A 14,349-nucleotide genomic window follows, 5' to 3' on the forward strand; every position below is an offset into this window, starting at 1 on the left:
CTTGGACTTCGAAACCACAAAGGCAGATCTAGAAACTCTCGCATATTTGCTTGATTCTTTAGCACCAGCCGCAGCCGACCCTGCGGACCTTCTGCAGTCGCTTGGATCATTCATATACGACATGCGACAAAGTTTCGATTCACACGAATCTGTATCGGCAATCGAGCGAGGACTAGCTTACACCTTCTCCAGCGACGAACGACATCCTGGCTTCTTAAAGCTCGGAAATGAGTTCAGCTCCTTGAATAAAAACTGGCCGCCGCCATTCAGCCTAGTCCCAAACCATGAAAAGGATTTATGGCTTGCATTAGCAGAGATGGCAAAGACCCCTCTCACCCAAGCCCACTTCCTCGACCTGGCCATCTCTTCCGGAAAACACACGAACCGAGATGCTGCAGAAAAGCTCGTCAGACTCTACCTACAGATTGGAACTGGCGCAATTGGCGATACATTCTATCAATCGGCTTGCCTGCATCGAGCCTCAAGCCTAAGCAGGCAGTTCCAGCTCCCACTAGAAATGAACGCCAGACAAGCTCTATTCTCTTTCGCCACGGAAGATCGTCCTGACGAACCTCTATCCCCAGGCGCACTAATGCATTGCCTTCGACCACTTTCAGTCCCACCCCGCTATGGAGAATTTGCCAACCCCTCCAAAAATCAGATAATCGAACTCCTCAAGGATAGGAGACCCCGCCGCGCTGACACATTCCTCCTTGAAGAACTAACTGAAATGCTAGCTCAGCTATTGGAGGAAGAAGAAGACATCCGCATAGCTCGCCAATTCTTTGTTCAAGTAATGCTGGACACTGCTCACGAAACGATCGGCATCGGAAGGATTTCATGGCTAAACCAAGCTGCCGAAACCGCCAAACGGTTCCAACTTCATAAGATGCACGACGAGGCGGTACAGGCGCTCCAATCGCTTCAACCGGAAGAAGTCGAACTCCAGAAATTGGAGGTGGAAATGCCTGTCCCCGTTTACGCCTTCGACCAACACCTTCGCACGTTCCGCAAAGCAATTGACATATACACGGCCCTAAGAATGTGGCTAACTACCGGCTCGCCCACCGGACACCATGAAAAAAATCTAGAACAGGCTGCGACCCTTTCGGAAGAAAGTATCGTGTCTTACATGACTAGGATTGAGCTTGACTCCAAGCTGCTCCCTCGGAAAACAAGTTCCGATTTCGACAGCGCCAGGGATTATTGGCTAAATACGGTCGAGCAATTGGAGTTCCAATCAAGAGGGCAGATGCTGGCGGGTGAACTCCTTCTCATTCGCGATAGTTTCAAGGTGCCGACTTCCGAACATATTGCCACGCGCTTGGCCAACGATTATAAGTGTAGTTCAGAACTCGCCCAAGGGTTCAGTGAAGCACTCTCCAGCTTTTGGGATGATCGGTACTCCGATGCAGGACGAGCAGCGTACCCATTAATTGAAGCAGGAGCTCGCGGGCTTCTTATGAGCCTTGGCTGCCCACTGTATCGAATTCAGATCGGCAAAAGTGCTGGAAGATTCCCGGCACTCGAAAAATATATTGATGAATTGGAGGCACGCGATTTCGACCCCGACTGGGTTCGCTGCTTGAGGAACCCGGTAAGCTACCTAAGAAATTCTTTGGCTCATGGACATCTACTCAGCCTATCCAAGGTTGACGCTGCTATACTATTGCGAACGGCTGGGCTGTTGACCGTACTCGCTCCCGAACACTCCATTCCAGTGGATCAGAACAGCGTCCACTCACGACTCCGTGACCCAGTTTCTTGGATAGGTACTATTGGCCGCTTGGTGCCCCATGCGCGCATAGTCTGGGAGCCAAGTTCCGGCTAACTCGCAAGCCATTGGAAACGCCTGCCACGAATGTGGTTTTCGCGCAAGCACTCGAAATCACCCGTGCAGCGGCTCCCCGCTGCGCACGTGATCCGCCCGGCTGAGCGTCTCGACGACCAGCCGCACCACATGCCCGTCCGCCACCCGGTAGTAGACGTTGCGCCCCTCCCGGCGGTTGACCACCAGCCCGCCGAGGCGCAGCTTCGCCAGGTGCTGGCTCACGAGGGTGCGGGAGGCGCCGGTCGCCGCGACGAGGTCCGAGACGTTACGTTCGGCGTCGATGAGCAGGAACAGCAGGTGCAGGCGCGTCGGCTCGGCGATGAGCCGGAGCGTCTCGGCGGCCTCGCTGAGCAGGGCCTCGTCGGGAGTCAGTTGATGCTCGGAGCTCATGCCCTCACCCTAGGCCACGTGAGGGCGGCCATGACCGTGCCCAGCACGGCCAGGCCGAGCAGCGTCCATGTCGCCGCCTCCAGCCCGAGCCACCCGGCGACGGGGTACGTCACCAGGTAGCAGGCATGACTGAGGGAGAACTGCGCCGCGAACACGTAGCCGAGATCGCTTTCCGACGCCCGCCCCCGGACGATCCGCCCGATCGGCGTCTGCATCGCCGACAGCGCCCCACCCAGCAGGAGCCAGGTGACCGCCAGTAGCTGCCAGGTGACGGGCACGAGTGCCAGCACCGCGAGGACGACGGCGCCGAGGACGGCGGCGGGCAGCATGACCGCCCGGTCGGGCACCGTCTCCAGGAGGCCGGGCAGGACGAGTGCGACGAGCATGGAGCCGAGGCCGAAGACCGCGAGGGTCCAGGCGAGCGCGGCCTCGTCGAGACCCAGCTGCGCACGGACGAGCACCACGGTGTTGACCATGACCATCGCCATCGGGGCGGCCACCGCCAGATTGAGCCACAGCACGGCACGCAGGGGGCGTTCGTGCAGCATGATGCGGACGCCGCGCCAGGTCCGCTCGAGAAAGCCGGACTGCGGCCCCGTGATCTGCGGGACAGCGGGCAGGCCGGCGGTGACCACGAGCAGCGCCGAGGCGAGGAAGCCGACCACGGTGCCCAGGAAGAGGTTCGTGTAACTCATGACCGTGAGCAGGGCGGCGGCGAGCACGGGGCTGGCGATCTGCTCGAGGTCGTAGGCCAGGCGGGACAGCGAGAGCGCGTTGGTGTACTGCCCCTCCTCGGGCAGGACGCGCGGGATGGCGGCCTGGAAGGTCGGGGTGAAGGTGGCGGACGCCGCCTGCAGGACGCCGATGGCGAGGTAGAGCTGCCATTCGGCGCCGATGAAGGGCAGGGTGAGGGCCACGCCGGCGCGGACCAGGTCGGCGGCGACGAGCACCGGCCGCGTGCTCCAGTTGGCCGCCAGTGCGGTGACCACCGGGGAGAGAAGTACGTAGATGAGGATCTTGATGGTCAGCGCGGTGGCGAGGACGCGGCCGGCGCTGCCGCCGGCGATGTCGAAGGCCAGCAGGCCGAGAGCGACGGTGAGCAGGCCGGTGCCCACGAGCGCGACGACCTGTGCGGAGAACAGGTGCAGGTAGACGCGGTTGCGGAGAGGACTGAGGAGCGACACACCCCAACCATACAACACGTGCACACGTGTGCACATGTGGCTTATCCCAGGAACGCCACCAACCCCGCCGACTGCTTCGCCAGCCGCTCCAGCCGGGACTCCGTCATCGACGCGATCTGGTCGACCACCACCCGCTGCCGGGCGGCCTCATCCGGGGCGGCCTCCCACCACTGCCGGAACATCGGGTCGAGGGAACCCGGCGCGCCCGCGGTGAGGTAGTCGAAGACCCGGTAGATCCGTTCGCGCTGCCGGTCCTGACGCGCCAGGTGCGTGGGCAGGTCCATGACGTAGAGGACGGCGATCGTCTTGAGCAGCGTCACCTCGGCCTGCGCCTGCGGCGGGATGATGAGCTGCCCGTGCTGCCGCCCCAGCCGCTCCTGCCCCACCGTGGCCCCGACGGTCGCCCCCACGTACCGGCCGACCAGCTCGGAGGTCATCCGCTTGAGGTCCGCGTAGCCGGCGAGTGAGTGGTCGAAGTCGGCGGCGCGGTTGACCACGGGCAGCTGTCGGAGGGAATCGGCGGCGTCGACAAGCGATTCCGGGGTACCGCCGAAGGCGCGTGCCCCCTTCTCCGCCAGCGCCGCGAGTTCGACCAGGTCCCACAGCACGTGCAGGTTGATGCGGCCGGAGACGATGCCGTCCTCGACGTCGTGGACCGAGTAGGCGATGTCGTCGGCCCAGTCCATCGTCTGCGCCTCCATCGAGGGCCGCTCGTCGTCGTGGCCCTCACGCAGCCAGGCCAGCACCTCGGCGTCCTCGTCGTAGCAGCCGTACTTGCGGTTGACGGTGCCGTCCGGGTTGGTGCGGGTGCGCGGGTACTTGCAGGCCGCGTCGAGGGCCGCGCGGGTGAGGTTCAGGCCGTGGCTCTCCCCCTCCTCCGACACGATCTTGGGCTCCAGTCGCGTGAGGATGCGCAGCGTCTGCGCGTTGCCCTCGAAACCGCCGCAGTCGGCGGCGACCTCGTTGAGCGCGACCTCACCGTTGTGTCCGTAGGGCGGGTGGCCGATGTCGTGGGTGAGGCCGGCCATCTCGCAGAGGTCCGGGTCCAGGCCCAGCCCGGAGCCGATGCCCCGGGAGATCTGCGCGACCTCGAGCGAGTGGGTCAGGCGGGTGCGTGGGGTGTCGCCGTCCCGGGGTCCGACGACCTGCGTCTTGTCCGCCAGGCGTCGCAACGCGGCGGAGTGGAGCACGCGGGCCCGGTCACGGCCGAAGTCTCCGCGGTGGTCGGCCTGCGAGTCCTCGAACTCGCTGCCCTTCGGGGCTTCTGCGTACCGACGTTCCGTGTCGGCGGACGAGTAGTCGTACATCGGTCCTTTCACCTGTCGGTCAGCGCGTCGTGACGCGCCCGACGCGAGGGACGCAGACCGGCCTCCAGCCTGCGCAGTAGTCCCTCCAGCCTATCCGCCGGCCCCTCCCCCAGGACGCGGGACACATCGACGACGACCATCCCACCCACCTCATGCGCCAGCGTCCGCCACCACGCCGCCGACGGGAAATGCGAGGGACTCGTCTGCGTCGGCGAGGCGACGGCGTCCATCCCGGCCTGCCGCGCGAGGATCTCCGCCCGCAGCGCATGGTTCGGGTCGGTCACGATGATCACCCGCCCCACCTCGTGCCCGGCCACCAGCGCGGCGTAGGAGCCCTGCGTGTCATTGCCCTCCGGCACCGGCGTCACCGCCTCCGCGGGCACGCCACGCTCGACGAGGTAGCGCTTCCCCACCTCCGCCTCGGTGAAGCGATCCCCGGGGAGTTTCCCGCCGAGGGGGTACACATGCTTCGCGACGCCCGCCTCCCACAACCCCACCGCATGATCCAGGCGGGCGGCGAACTGGCGTGACGGCGTGCCGTCGTACTGGGCCGTCCCCAGGATGACGAGGGAGTCGGCGGGGGACGGACGACGGCGGCGTCGGTAGGCGTGGAGCAGGATACGGATCACTCCACAAACGGTAGTCTGGGCGGCATGAAACGCATGCTGCCCCGCCCGCTGACCCTGGTCGCCGCCCTCGGTGCCGCCGCTCTGGTCGGCGCCGCCCCGTTGACGACCGCGCTGGCCGGCCCGCAGGTACTCGCCCAGGCCGCGGCCACCGCCGTCGCCCCCGAGCACCTCACCTCCCCGGTGACCGACTACTCCGGGGTCCTCGACGCCGGCCAGAGCGCCGACCTCACCGACCGGATCCAGCAGTACAAGATCGACGCCCACAAGTCGATCTTCGTGGTCCTCCTGCCCAGCTTCGGCGACATGGACAACGAGGAGTGGGTGAAGCAGTCCGTCACCCTCAACGGCGGCGGCAACACGGCGGTCGTGGCGATCGCCACCGAGCAGCGCCAGTACCGCATCCTCGGCGGCAACGAGTGGCCACAGTCCGAGATCGACCGGATGGCGGACGCCGCGTACCCCCACCTGGTGAACTCCGACTGGTACGGCGCCGCCGACGCGGCCGTGAACGCCGCCGCCACCTCCGGTGAGATGTCCGGCGAGTCCCTGGCCTGGCTCGGCGGCGGCGCCGCAGCCGCCGTCGCGGCCGGTGGCGGCATCTACGCCTACTCCCGCCGCAAGCGGAAGCAGACCTCCGCGGCCGTCCTCGAGGACTCCCGCGCCATCGAGCCCTCCGACACCCGCCGCCTGGCGTCCCTGCCCATGGAGACCCTCGAGCAGCTCGCCCACGAGGAGCTCGTCTCCACCGACGAGTCGATCCGCCGCGGCCGCGAGGAACTGGACCTGGCGATCGCCGAGTTCGGCCCCGAGCGCACCCGTTCCTTCACCAGGGCGATGAACCACTCGACCACCACCCTGCAGAAGGCCTTCGCCCTGCAGCAGCGCCTCAACGACTCCATCCCGGAGACCGAGGCCGAACGCCGCTCCATGCTGGTCTCCATCATCTCCTCCTGCGGCCAGGCCGACAACGCCCTCGACGCCGAGGCCACCGCCTTCGCCGACATGCGCAACCTGCTCGCCACGGCCGACCGCAAGATCGACGAGCTCACCCAGCGCACCGTCGACCTGCGCACGCGCCTGCCCCGCGCCGGGGAGCAGCTCGCCGACCTCCGCAGCCGCTACTCCGCCGACGTGCTCGAGTCGATCGCCGACAACGTCGACCTGGCCTCCGCCTCCCTCGACGAGGCCGAGAAGTCCCTCGCCGTCGCCCGTGACCTCGAGGCCCGCCCCGCCGGCGAACAGTCCGGCCTCGTCGACGCCATCCGCGACTCCGAGCACGCCATCGAGGTCGCCGACCGCATGCTCGGCGGCATCGAGCGTGCCGACGACAACATCGCCACCGCCCAGGCCGGCCTCAACGACCTGCTCACCGAGGTGGAGGACGAGATCCGCGAGGCCGGCGACCTCAAGCGCCGCGGCATCTCCGAAGGCGCCCGCGCGGACTGGGAGAAGCTCGACGCCGTCGTCGGCCGCGCCATCACCGTCGTCCAGCAGGCCCGCGAACAGTCCACGACGGACCCGCTCGGCGCCTACACCGCCCTCACCGACGTCGACGGCGAACTCGACGAGCAGCTCGACCGCGTCCGCGAGACCACCGCCGACCAGACCCGCCAGCTGCAGATCCTCGACCAGCAGCTCCACTCCGCGGGCTCCGCGATCCAGTCCGCCGAGGACTTCATCGCCTCCCGCGGCCGCGTCGTCAAGGCCGAGGCCCGCACCCTGCTCGCCGACGCCAAGCGCCTCCACGCACAGTCTCTCCAGTTGCGCACCTCCGAGACCCGCCAGGCGATCGACTACGCACGCCAGGCGGCGACCGTGGCCAAACGGGCCCTCAAGCGCGCCCAGTCGGACTACAACGACTACCAGCGCCGCCAGCAGGCCAACTACCGCGGCCGCGGCGGGGGCGGCGGTATGGGCGGCATCGTCACCGGCATGGTCATCAACGAGATCCTCTCCGGCGGCGGCCGCGGTGGCGGCCGCGGTGGCGGCTTCGGTGGAGGTTTCGGCGGGGGCGGTGGCTTCGGCGGCGGTGGCGGCTTCGGCGGCTCCCGCGGCGGTTCCTTCTAGGCGGGGTCCTCTGCCTGCCGAGGAGGTGTTCGCCTTCCACGAGGGAGACGACCATGTGGCCGAGGCCGCTGGTCGGCACCACCCGGGCTGCACGCTCCCCGGGTGGCGACGACCCCGGAAGCGGGGATTGGATAAGAAGCTGTCAGCTGGGCATCCCCCGAAGGTGTGGCGGAGTTCAGCCGCTCACCGCCGAGCCTGTAGAGTGAGGGCATAAGCCACCGGCCCCCTCTGTCAACTAGTTGACAAGGGGCCGGTTTTCTTTTCGGGCTATCCTCCGGTCATGGTGAATGTGAAGCCGTACCTGGATCACGATGCGCTGGTGGCGGGACTGGTTGCCACAGGGTTGAGTATTCCGGATCGCGAACAGGCGAAGGTGCAACTGCAGAAGTACGGTTACCACCGTTTATCCGGCTACCGGTACCTCTACCGGGTTCAGCTCCCTCCCGAGCAGCAGGACCCGTCCAGCCGACGTTTCCGAAGCAAGGAACACGTGCCGGGGACTTCACTCGGCGACGTGATCGACCTCGCGGAATTCGATGTCCGACTACGCTGCGTTCTGGCGTCGGGAATCGAGGATTTCGAGATTCGCCTGCGCACTGCCGTCGCGCATGTGATCGCCCGCCGCTCCGAACTCGGTCATCTCTACGTTGAGCACCTCGACGAGAAACACTGCCTCAAGAGACCGCGCAACAGCAGCAAGACGAGCCACGAGATTTTCCTGCAACAGGTCAACGAGGCCACCGCCCTTGCCCACAGGAGAAACGACGACTTCGTCATCCACCACCGTCAGATGTACGGGCGTGATCTTTCCGTGTGGGCGGTGGTGGAGTACCTGACTTTCGGTTCCCTGATTTTCCTGCTCGACTACCTCAAAGCAGAGGACAAGCGCTCGGTGGCCAACACCTTCGGTGCCTCACACCCGGCACAGTTCGTCAAGTGGGTGAGGGCGATCGGCACTCTCCGCAATGACGTGGCACACGCGGTGAGACTCTTCAACAAGCCACTGAAAAACGAGATAGCAATCCCGCCTCGCTCCTGCACCAACACGCTACTCACCGAGACAGCAAGCCACCTCAGAGTGAACAGCACGCTTCCTGAGTCAAGACGTCCCTCAAAGAGGATCTACTCCCACTCCGCGGTGCTTTCCTATCTGCTGAGGAGCCATCCTGCTGGATCGGAGTGGTGGAAGGAGTTCCGTGACGTCTCCTCCACCTTTCCCCGACACTCTGCAGTTCCTCTCTCCCCTGAGGAGAACATGGGATTTCCCGCAGGCTGGAAGAACGATCCACTCTGGAACTAATGGCTCTGTTCCTGCCTACTACACCCGCGGGCGGCGCACCGGGGAGTCCACCAGCACGCAGCCCCAGGACAGGAACACCGCGTCGATGGGCGGCAGATCGTCGTAGGTGGGGCCAGCGTGCAGTTCCACCCGGCCGGAGATCAGCGGCCGGACGCGGGCGACCATGCCGCCGGAGGAGTCGATGATGGTGCGTTCCTTCCGCCAGATGCTGGTGCGGCGCAGCTCGTAGAGCCGACCGACGCAGTCGGCGTAGAGGGTGCCCACGGTGAAACCGTTCTGGGCGAGGGTGAACACCCGGCCGTCGCCGGTCGTCGCCCGGGCCCGGAACTGGATGGGACCGGGCTCGGACTCGACGAGGAGGCGTTCCGAACCGAAGAAGATCACGTCGGAGCGGACGGCGGCGACGAGGTTCCGGTTGGCGTCGAGAAGCTCGTTGCCCTCCCAGAACCACGGCCCGGCGGGACGTTCCTCGATCTCCATGCGCCTAGATGAGGAACGCCAGGATCGCGACGACGGACATGAGCGCCAGCGTGGCGATGACCGCCATCGTCGAACGGGACAGGCGGGTCTCCAGGACCAGCCGGGTCAGCCAGCTGAGGCCGACGACGACGTCGGCGGGCAGATCAGTCTCCCCCTCGAACTCGAGGATGGCCTTGCGCACGCCGTTGTTGCCGCCGGAGAACTGGCCGACCTTGTTTCCGTTCTCGTCGTCGATGATCCAGTTGTTGGCCGACTCGTTGACGAGGACGAAACTGCGGGACCCGACGGACACCGGGATCGACTTGTCCTTCTTGAAGTTCGCCGCAGCGGTGACCACGGGGGCGTCGAGAAGCGTGGCCGTGGCACCGGTCTCCGGACGGAAGTCCAGCGTCCACCGCTCACCGGCGACGTCGGCGGAGGTCGCGTCGAAACGTGCGAGCACCTCCGGGCCGCCCTCCGCGAGGAGGACGGGGCGATCGACGTCGCTGCGGTCCCAGCTGGTGTAGTGCATGACTAGCAACCGACGAGGCGGGTGGCCAGGTAGTCCTGCAGGTCCTCGATCTTGACGCGCTCCTGCTCCATGGAGTCACGCTCACGGACGGTCACGGCGTTGTCCTCGAGGGTGTCGAAGTCGACGGTGACGCAGAACGGGGTGCCGATCTCGTCCTGACGACGGTAACGGCGGCCGATCGCACCGGAGGTGTCGTACTCGATGTTCCACAGCTGGCGCAGCTGCGCGGCGATCTTCTCGGCCGGCTCAGCCAGCTCCGGCTTCTTGGACAGCGGCAGCACGGCCACCTTCACCGGGGCCAGACGACGGTCGAGCTTGAGCACGACGCGGGTGTCGACGCCGCCCTTGGAGTTCGGTGCCTCGTCCTCGGTGTAGGCGTCGACCAGGAAGGCCATGAAGGCGCGACCCAGGCCGGCGGCCGGCTCGATGACGTAGGGGTACCAGCGCTCGCCGGACTCCTGGTCGAAGTAGGACAGGTCCTCGCCGGTGGCCTCGGAGTGGACCTTGAGGTCGTAGTCCGTGCGGTTGGCGATGCCCTCGAGCTCGCCCCACTTGGTGCCCTGGAACTCGTAGGCGTACTCGATGTCGACGGTGCGCTTGGAGTAGTGGGACAGCGCCTCCTGCGGGTGCTCGTAGAAGCGCAGGTTGTCACGGTTGATGCCGAGGTCGACGTACCACTGCATGCGGTCGTCGATCCACTTCTGGTGCCACTCCTCGTCGGTGCCCGGCTTGACGAAGAACTCCAGCTCCATCTGCTCGAACTCACGGGTACGGAAGATGAAGTTGCCCGGGGTGATCTCGTTGCGGAAGGACTTGCCGATGTTGGCGATGCCGAACGGCGGCTTCATGCGCGCGGAGGTCATGACGTTCTTGAAGTTGACGAAGATGCCCTGCGCGGTCTCCGGGCGGATGTAGTGCAGGCCCTCCTCATCGTCGACCGGGCCCAGGAAGGTCTTGAGTAGGCCGGAGAAGGGGCGCGGCTCGGTCCAGTTGCCCGGCTGGCCGGTCTCCGGGTCGTTGATGTCCGCGAGGCCGTTCGCCGGCGGGTGGCCGTGCTTCTCCTCGTAGGCCTCGAGCAGGTGGTCGGCGCGGTAGCGCTTGTTGGTGTGGAGGGACTCCACCAGCGGGTCCGTGAAGACCTCGACGTGACCGGAGGTCACCCAGACCTGGCGGGGCTGGATGATGGACGTGTCGACACCGACGACATCAGGACGGGAGGTCACCATGTGACGCCACCACTGGCGCTTGATGTTCTCCTTGAGCTCGACACCGAGCGGACCGTAGTCCCATGCGGAACGGGAACCGCCGTAGATCTCGCCTGCCTGGTACACGAATCCGCGACGCTTGCACAGGTTGATTACGGTATCGATGACGGACGCCATGGGGCTTCAGACTCCTCTGGTAGGGGATAAGTCGTTGATGATTCACAACGAGTGTAGCCCCACCGCGTTTTCTGGGTCATTCGGGGTTGTCGGTGTCACAGGGCGACGCCGGTGGTGTCCGCGGAAACCCCACCCAATCAAGCCCATACAGGGGCATTTCGCGGATGAAACTTTAACATGCTACGGCAAATGTCTAGAGTGATATACGGTACGGGTACAATCCAGAAACCAGCACGTCTGAGTACTTATGCCGGTAGAGTAGAACATTACTGATATTATCTATGGTCTAGAACGGAACCACTGCTGCCCGTTCGGACCCGTTTCGGAAAGAACTGGGTTGGGATGAACACCTATTCGGACACTGATCTTGATGCCGCCGAAGTCATCATCGGTGCACTCGACTCTCGCCTGCGTGTGCAGATCATCTGGCGGCTGTCCATCCGCGAGCACTTCGTCCACGAGCTTGTCGACGGTCTCCAGAAGTCCCAGCCCCTCATCTCCCAGCACCTCCGCGTGCTCAAGCGCTCCGGCATCGTCGACTCCGAGCGCCGTGGCCGCGAGGTCATCTACCGCCTCGTCCTCCCGCAGGCCGCCGACCTCATCGGCGCCGCGGTGACCCTGGGCCTCCACGCCCGTGAGATGCAGGCGGCCCAGACCACCACGAACGGTCGCACCGATGAGCGGTCCCCGCTGGCCGCCGTGGTCCAGATCGGCCACACCGATGAGGCCCGCGGCTCCGGAACCGAGGAGGACGTGGTCGGCCAGGTCGCCCACGCCCCGGCCGCCGCCGCCGCAGCCCCTGGCCTGGAGACCATCCCGGACCCCTCCCCCACCCCGCCCGTGCCGGCCTCCTTCTCCTGACCCCGCAGCCGCCGGGGGCCACTAACGCTGCCTGAATCGGGCGCAGCGTACATAATGGGCTTTGTACTCGATCCCTTTTCCCAGGAAGAACCCGTACATGTCTCCCTTGCCTTCCGGCGTGCCGAAGCTGGGCGCCCGCAACACGCGCCAGCGCACCGCAGTGATCAACGTCCTCTCCGAGATCGACACGTTCGCGTCGGCCAAGGAGATCCACCGTGAACTGGAGAACCGGGATCAGCAGGTCGGACTGACCACCGTCTACCGCACCCTGCAGTCCCTCGCGGAGATCGAGGCGGTCGACGTCCTCCACATGGCCACCGGCGAGACCCTCTACCGGCAGTGCGTCTCCCCGCACCATCACCACCACCTGGTGTGCACCGGCTGCGGACGCACCGAGGAGATCGGGGGCGACACGGTCGAGACGTGGGCGCAGGCCGTCGCCAAGGAGCACGACTTCGAGCTCACCGGCCACGACGCCGAGGTCTACGGCCGCTGCCCCGCCTGCCGCACCACGTCGAAGAACTAGCCGACGACGGTGCCGAACGCCACGCCCAGCAGATAGGTGATGCCCGCGGCACCCAGCCCGATCGCCAGCTGACGCATGGCCCGGGAGAACGGCGGTTTCCCGGAGAGCACGCCGACGACGCCACCGGTGAACATGAGCGCACCGGACACGAGCACGACGGCGATGATCGCCCCCAGCACCGGGGACGCCCCGAAGATGTACGGGACGATCGGGATGAACGCGCCGCCCGCGAAGAACAGGAAACTCGAGCCGGCGGCCGTCCACGGCGAACCGACCACCTCACCGGGGTTGACCGGTTCCACGTCGTGGCGGGCGTCCGGGCTGTCATCCCGGTCGAGCCCGATGGCCTGCTCCAGCGCCACGCGGGAGAACTCGGACTTCGCCTTCGCGACGGCCTCCTTCTCCCCCATGCCCCGCGCCCGGTAGACCAGTGCCAGCTCGTTGGCGTTGACGTCCAGGGAGGGCAGCAGCGTGTGCGCCTTCGGGTGCGGGGTGGACGCCTCGAGCAGCTCCTTCTGCGAGCTGACGGACACGTACTCACCCGCGGCCATGGACAGGGCGCCGGCCAGCAGGCCGGAGATGCCCGTCAGCAGGATCATGTTCGCTGACACACCCGAACCCATGATGCCGACGACGAGCGCCAGGTTGGACACCAGACCGTCGTTGGCGCCGAAGACCGCGGCCCGGAAACCACCGGACATCTGTTCCCGGCCCCGGGCGGCGAGGCCGCGCACCACCTCGGCGTGGATGCGCTCGTCCGCGGCGATCTGCGGAGAGGCGTCCTCGTCCTTGATGTAGGGGCTGCGGGACTCCGCGGTCTGCATGAGCGCCAGGGTGAACACGGAACCGAAGTGCCGGGCCATGAACCCCATGAAGCGGGTGGTCAGGTCCGGGTTCCGGGGGAAGCCGACGTACTCGCCGAGCTTCTCCCGCCAGAACTGCTCGTGGCGGGACTCGGACTCCGCGAGCGCCATGAGGATCTCCCGCTCCTCGCCGGTCTTCTTGCGGGCGAGCTCACGGTAGAGGGCGGCCTCGGCGCGCTCGTTGGCCAGGTAGCGACGCCACTTGCTGATCTGCGCCGGAGTGGGTTCGGTGGTGGGAGGAACCTTGTACACCACGGGGTATCGTCTCTTTCCTCTACTGCTGCTTGACTCCGCCGAATCGACGGTCACGCGAAGCGTACTCAACCACAGCATCGTACAGATCCTGCGGGGTGAAGTCCGGGAACAGCTTGTCCTGGTAGACCATCTCGGCGTAGGCGGACTGCCAGATGAGGAAGTTGGAGGTCCGCTTCTCACCCGAGGGACGCAGGAACAGGTCCACGTCGGGCATGTCGGGCTCGTCGAGGAAATCGGGGAACGTCTTCTCCGTGATCTGCTCCGGGCGCAGCTCACCGGCGGCGGCGCGGCGGGCGATCTCCCGGGCGGCGTCGACAAGCTCGGCGCGACCGCCGTAGTTGACGCACATCGCCAGGGTCATGCGGGTGTTGTCCTTCGTCAGCTCCTCCGCGACCTCGAACTCGCGGATGACGCTGCGCCACAGACGCGGGCGGCGGCCGACCCAGCGCACGCGCACCCCCTTCTCGTGGAGGGTGTCCCGCTGCCGACGCAGCACATCCCGGTTGAAGCCCATGAGGAAACGCACCTCGTCCGCCGAGCGGCGCCAGTTCTCCGTCGAGAAGGCGTAGGCCGACAGGTACGGCACGCCGAGGGCGAGGCAGGCGTCGACGACGTCCATGAGGACGGCCTCCCCGCGCTTGTGTCCCTCGGTGCGCTTGAGCCCCTGCTGCTGGGCCCACCGCCCGTTGCCGTCCATGACCAGTGCGATGTGGTCGGGGATGAACTGGGCGGGGATGTCCGGTGGAGTTGGAAGAGTCACGCA

At 65.9% G+C, this 14,349-nt stretch carries 14 protein-coding genes; 5 read left to right on the plus strand and 9 right to left on the minus strand.

The features are described from left to right. Position 1 precedes the first annotated feature (1 nt). Positions 2 to 1,831 (plus strand): hypothetical protein, encoded by a 1,830-nt coding sequence (locus B842_RS13700; protein WP_156119494.1) that lies wholly within the window; start codon positions 2 to 4, stop codon positions 1,829 to 1,831. A gap of 57 nt (positions 1,832 to 1,888) precedes the next feature. On the opposite strand, the gene B842_RS09525 is transcribed toward B842_RS13700, so the two are convergent. Genes B842_RS09525 through B842_RS09540 form a run of 4 tightly spaced genes read right to left on the minus strand, consistent with a single transcriptional unit; the run spans position 1,889 to position 5,341 of the window. Further along, positions 1,889 to 2,221 (minus strand): ArsR/SmtB family transcription factor, encoded by a 333-nt coding sequence (locus tag B842_RS09525; protein WP_040086358.1) that lies wholly within the window; start codon positions 2,219 to 2,221, stop codon positions 1,889 to 1,891. Then, on the minus strand, positions 2,218 to 3,405 hold the full coding sequence (locus B842_RS09530) for an MFS transporter (protein ID WP_040086360.1): 1,188 nt from the start codon (positions 3,403 to 3,405) through the stop codon (positions 2,218 to 2,220). Before B842_RS09530 ends, B842_RS09525 begins: the two co-directional genes overlap by 4 nt. A 41-nt stretch (positions 3,406 to 3,446) precedes the next feature. After that, positions 3,447 to 4,712, minus strand: coding sequence for a deoxyguanosinetriphosphate triphosphohydrolase (locus B842_RS09535; protein WP_040086361.1), 1,266 nt, complete (start codon positions 4,710 to 4,712; stop codon positions 3,447 to 3,449). Between the two features lie 8 nt (positions 4,713 to 4,720). Then, positions 4,721 to 5,341: a YdcF family protein gene (locus B842_RS09540; protein ID WP_245631361.1), complete on the minus strand. Its 621-nt coding sequence runs from the start codon at positions 5,339 to 5,341 to the stop codon at positions 4,721 to 4,723. A 24-nt stretch (positions 5,342 to 5,365) separates the two neighbouring features. Between B842_RS09540 and B842_RS09545 the strand changes: the two genes are divergently transcribed. Next, the gene (locus tag B842_RS09545; RefSeq protein WP_040086363.1) at positions 5,366 to 7,408 is read left to right on the plus strand and encodes a TPM domain-containing protein; all 2,043 of its coding nucleotides are present in this window, start codon (positions 5,366 to 5,368) and stop codon (positions 7,406 to 7,408) included. Positions 7,409 to 7,688: 280 nt separating this feature from the next. Next, positions 7,689 to 8,708 carry an Abi family protein gene (locus B842_RS09550; protein ID WP_040086364.1) on the plus strand — a complete coding sequence of 340 codons (1,020 nt, stop codon included), beginning with the start codon at positions 7,689 to 7,691 and terminating at the stop codon, positions 8,706 to 8,708. 18 nt (positions 8,709 to 8,726) lie between these two features. On the opposite strand, the gene B842_RS09555 is transcribed toward B842_RS09550, so the two are convergent. The 3 genes from B842_RS09555 to B842_RS09565 are packed head-to-tail and all read right to left on the minus strand — an operon-like array spanning position 8,727 to position 11,081. After that, entirely contained in the window at positions 8,727 to 9,188 is a 462-nt protein-coding gene (locus B842_RS09555; RefSeq protein ID WP_040086366.1) for a hypothetical protein, read from the minus strand. Positions 9,189 to 9,192: 4 nt separating this feature from the next. After that, complete coding sequence (locus B842_RS09560) at positions 9,193 to 9,699, minus strand: hypothetical protein (protein ID WP_040086367.1); 507 nt, start codon at positions 9,697 to 9,699, stop codon at positions 9,193 to 9,195. Positions 9,700 to 9,701: 2 nt separating this feature from the next. Further along, on the minus strand, positions 9,702 to 11,081 hold the full coding sequence (locus tag B842_RS09565) for a glycine--tRNA ligase (RefSeq protein WP_040086368.1): 1,380 nt from the start codon (positions 11,079 to 11,081) through the stop codon (positions 9,702 to 9,704). 342 nt (positions 11,082 to 11,423) lie between these two features. Here B842_RS09565 and B842_RS13705 point away from each other — a divergent pair, with 342 nt between their 5' ends. Beyond that, positions 11,424 to 11,942 carry an ArsR/SmtB family transcription factor gene (locus B842_RS13705; protein WP_156119495.1) on the plus strand — a complete coding sequence of 173 codons (519 nt, stop codon included), beginning with the start codon at positions 11,424 to 11,426 and terminating at the stop codon, positions 11,940 to 11,942. 97 nt (positions 11,943 to 12,039) lie between these two features. After that, positions 12,040 to 12,468, plus strand: a complete 429-nt coding sequence (locus tag B842_RS09575) for a Fur family transcriptional regulator (protein WP_040086370.1) — start codon at positions 12,040 to 12,042, stop codon at positions 12,466 to 12,468. Here B842_RS09575 and B842_RS09580 read toward each other — a convergent pair. Continuing rightward, a complete protein-coding gene (locus B842_RS09580; RefSeq protein ID WP_245631360.1) occupies positions 12,465 to 13,586 on the minus strand; it encodes a VIT1/CCC1 transporter family protein in 1,122 nt (373 codons plus the stop codon). The genes B842_RS09575 and B842_RS09580 overlap by 4 nt on opposite strands. 19 nt (positions 13,587 to 13,605) lie before the next feature. Then, entirely contained in the window at positions 13,606 to 14,346 is a 741-nt protein-coding gene (locus tag B842_RS09585; RefSeq protein ID WP_040086371.1) for an isoprenyl transferase, read from the minus strand. Between the last annotated feature and the right edge of the window lie 3 nt (positions 14,347 to 14,349).

Origin of the sequence: Corynebacterium humireducens NBRC 106098 = DSM 45392, from assembly GCF_000819445.1 — a bacterium.
In the GTDB taxonomy this organism is placed as follows: Bacteria; Actinomycetota; Actinomycetes; order Mycobacteriales; family Mycobacteriaceae; genus Corynebacterium; species Corynebacterium humireducens.

Coding starts and splice junctions, on each gene's coding strand:
- B842_RS09525 (WP_040086358.1), bottom strand. CDS start 2,221: ATGAGCTCCGAGCATCAACTGACTCCCGACGAGGCCCTGCTCAGCGAG.
- B842_RS09535 (WP_040086361.1), bottom strand. CDS start 4,712: ATGTACGACTACTCGTCCGCCGACACGGAACGTCGGTACGCAGAAGCC.
- B842_RS09545 (WP_040086363.1), top strand. CDS start 5,366: ATGAAACGCATGCTGCCCCGCCCGCTGACCCTGGTCGCCGCCCTCGGT.
- B842_RS09550 (WP_040086364.1), top strand. CDS start 7,689: ATGGTGAATGTGAAGCCGTACCTGGATCACGATGCGCTGGTGGCGGGA.
- B842_RS09555 (WP_040086366.1), bottom strand. CDS start 9,188: ATGGAGATCGAGGAACGTCCCGCCGGGCCGTGGTTCTGGGAGGGCAAC.
- B842_RS09560 (WP_040086367.1), bottom strand. CDS start 9,699: ATGCACTACACCAGCTGGGACCGCAGCGACGTCGATCGCCCCGTCCTC.
- B842_RS09565 (WP_040086368.1), bottom strand. CDS start 11,081: ATGGCGTCCGTCATCGATACCGTAATCAACCTGTGCAAGCGTCGCGGA.
- B842_RS13705 (WP_156119495.1), top strand. CDS start 11,424: ATGAACACCTATTCGGACACTGATCTTGATGCCGCCGAAGTCATCATC.
- B842_RS09575 (WP_040086370.1), top strand. CDS start 12,040: ATGTCTCCCTTGCCTTCCGGCGTGCCGAAGCTGGGCGCCCGCAACACG.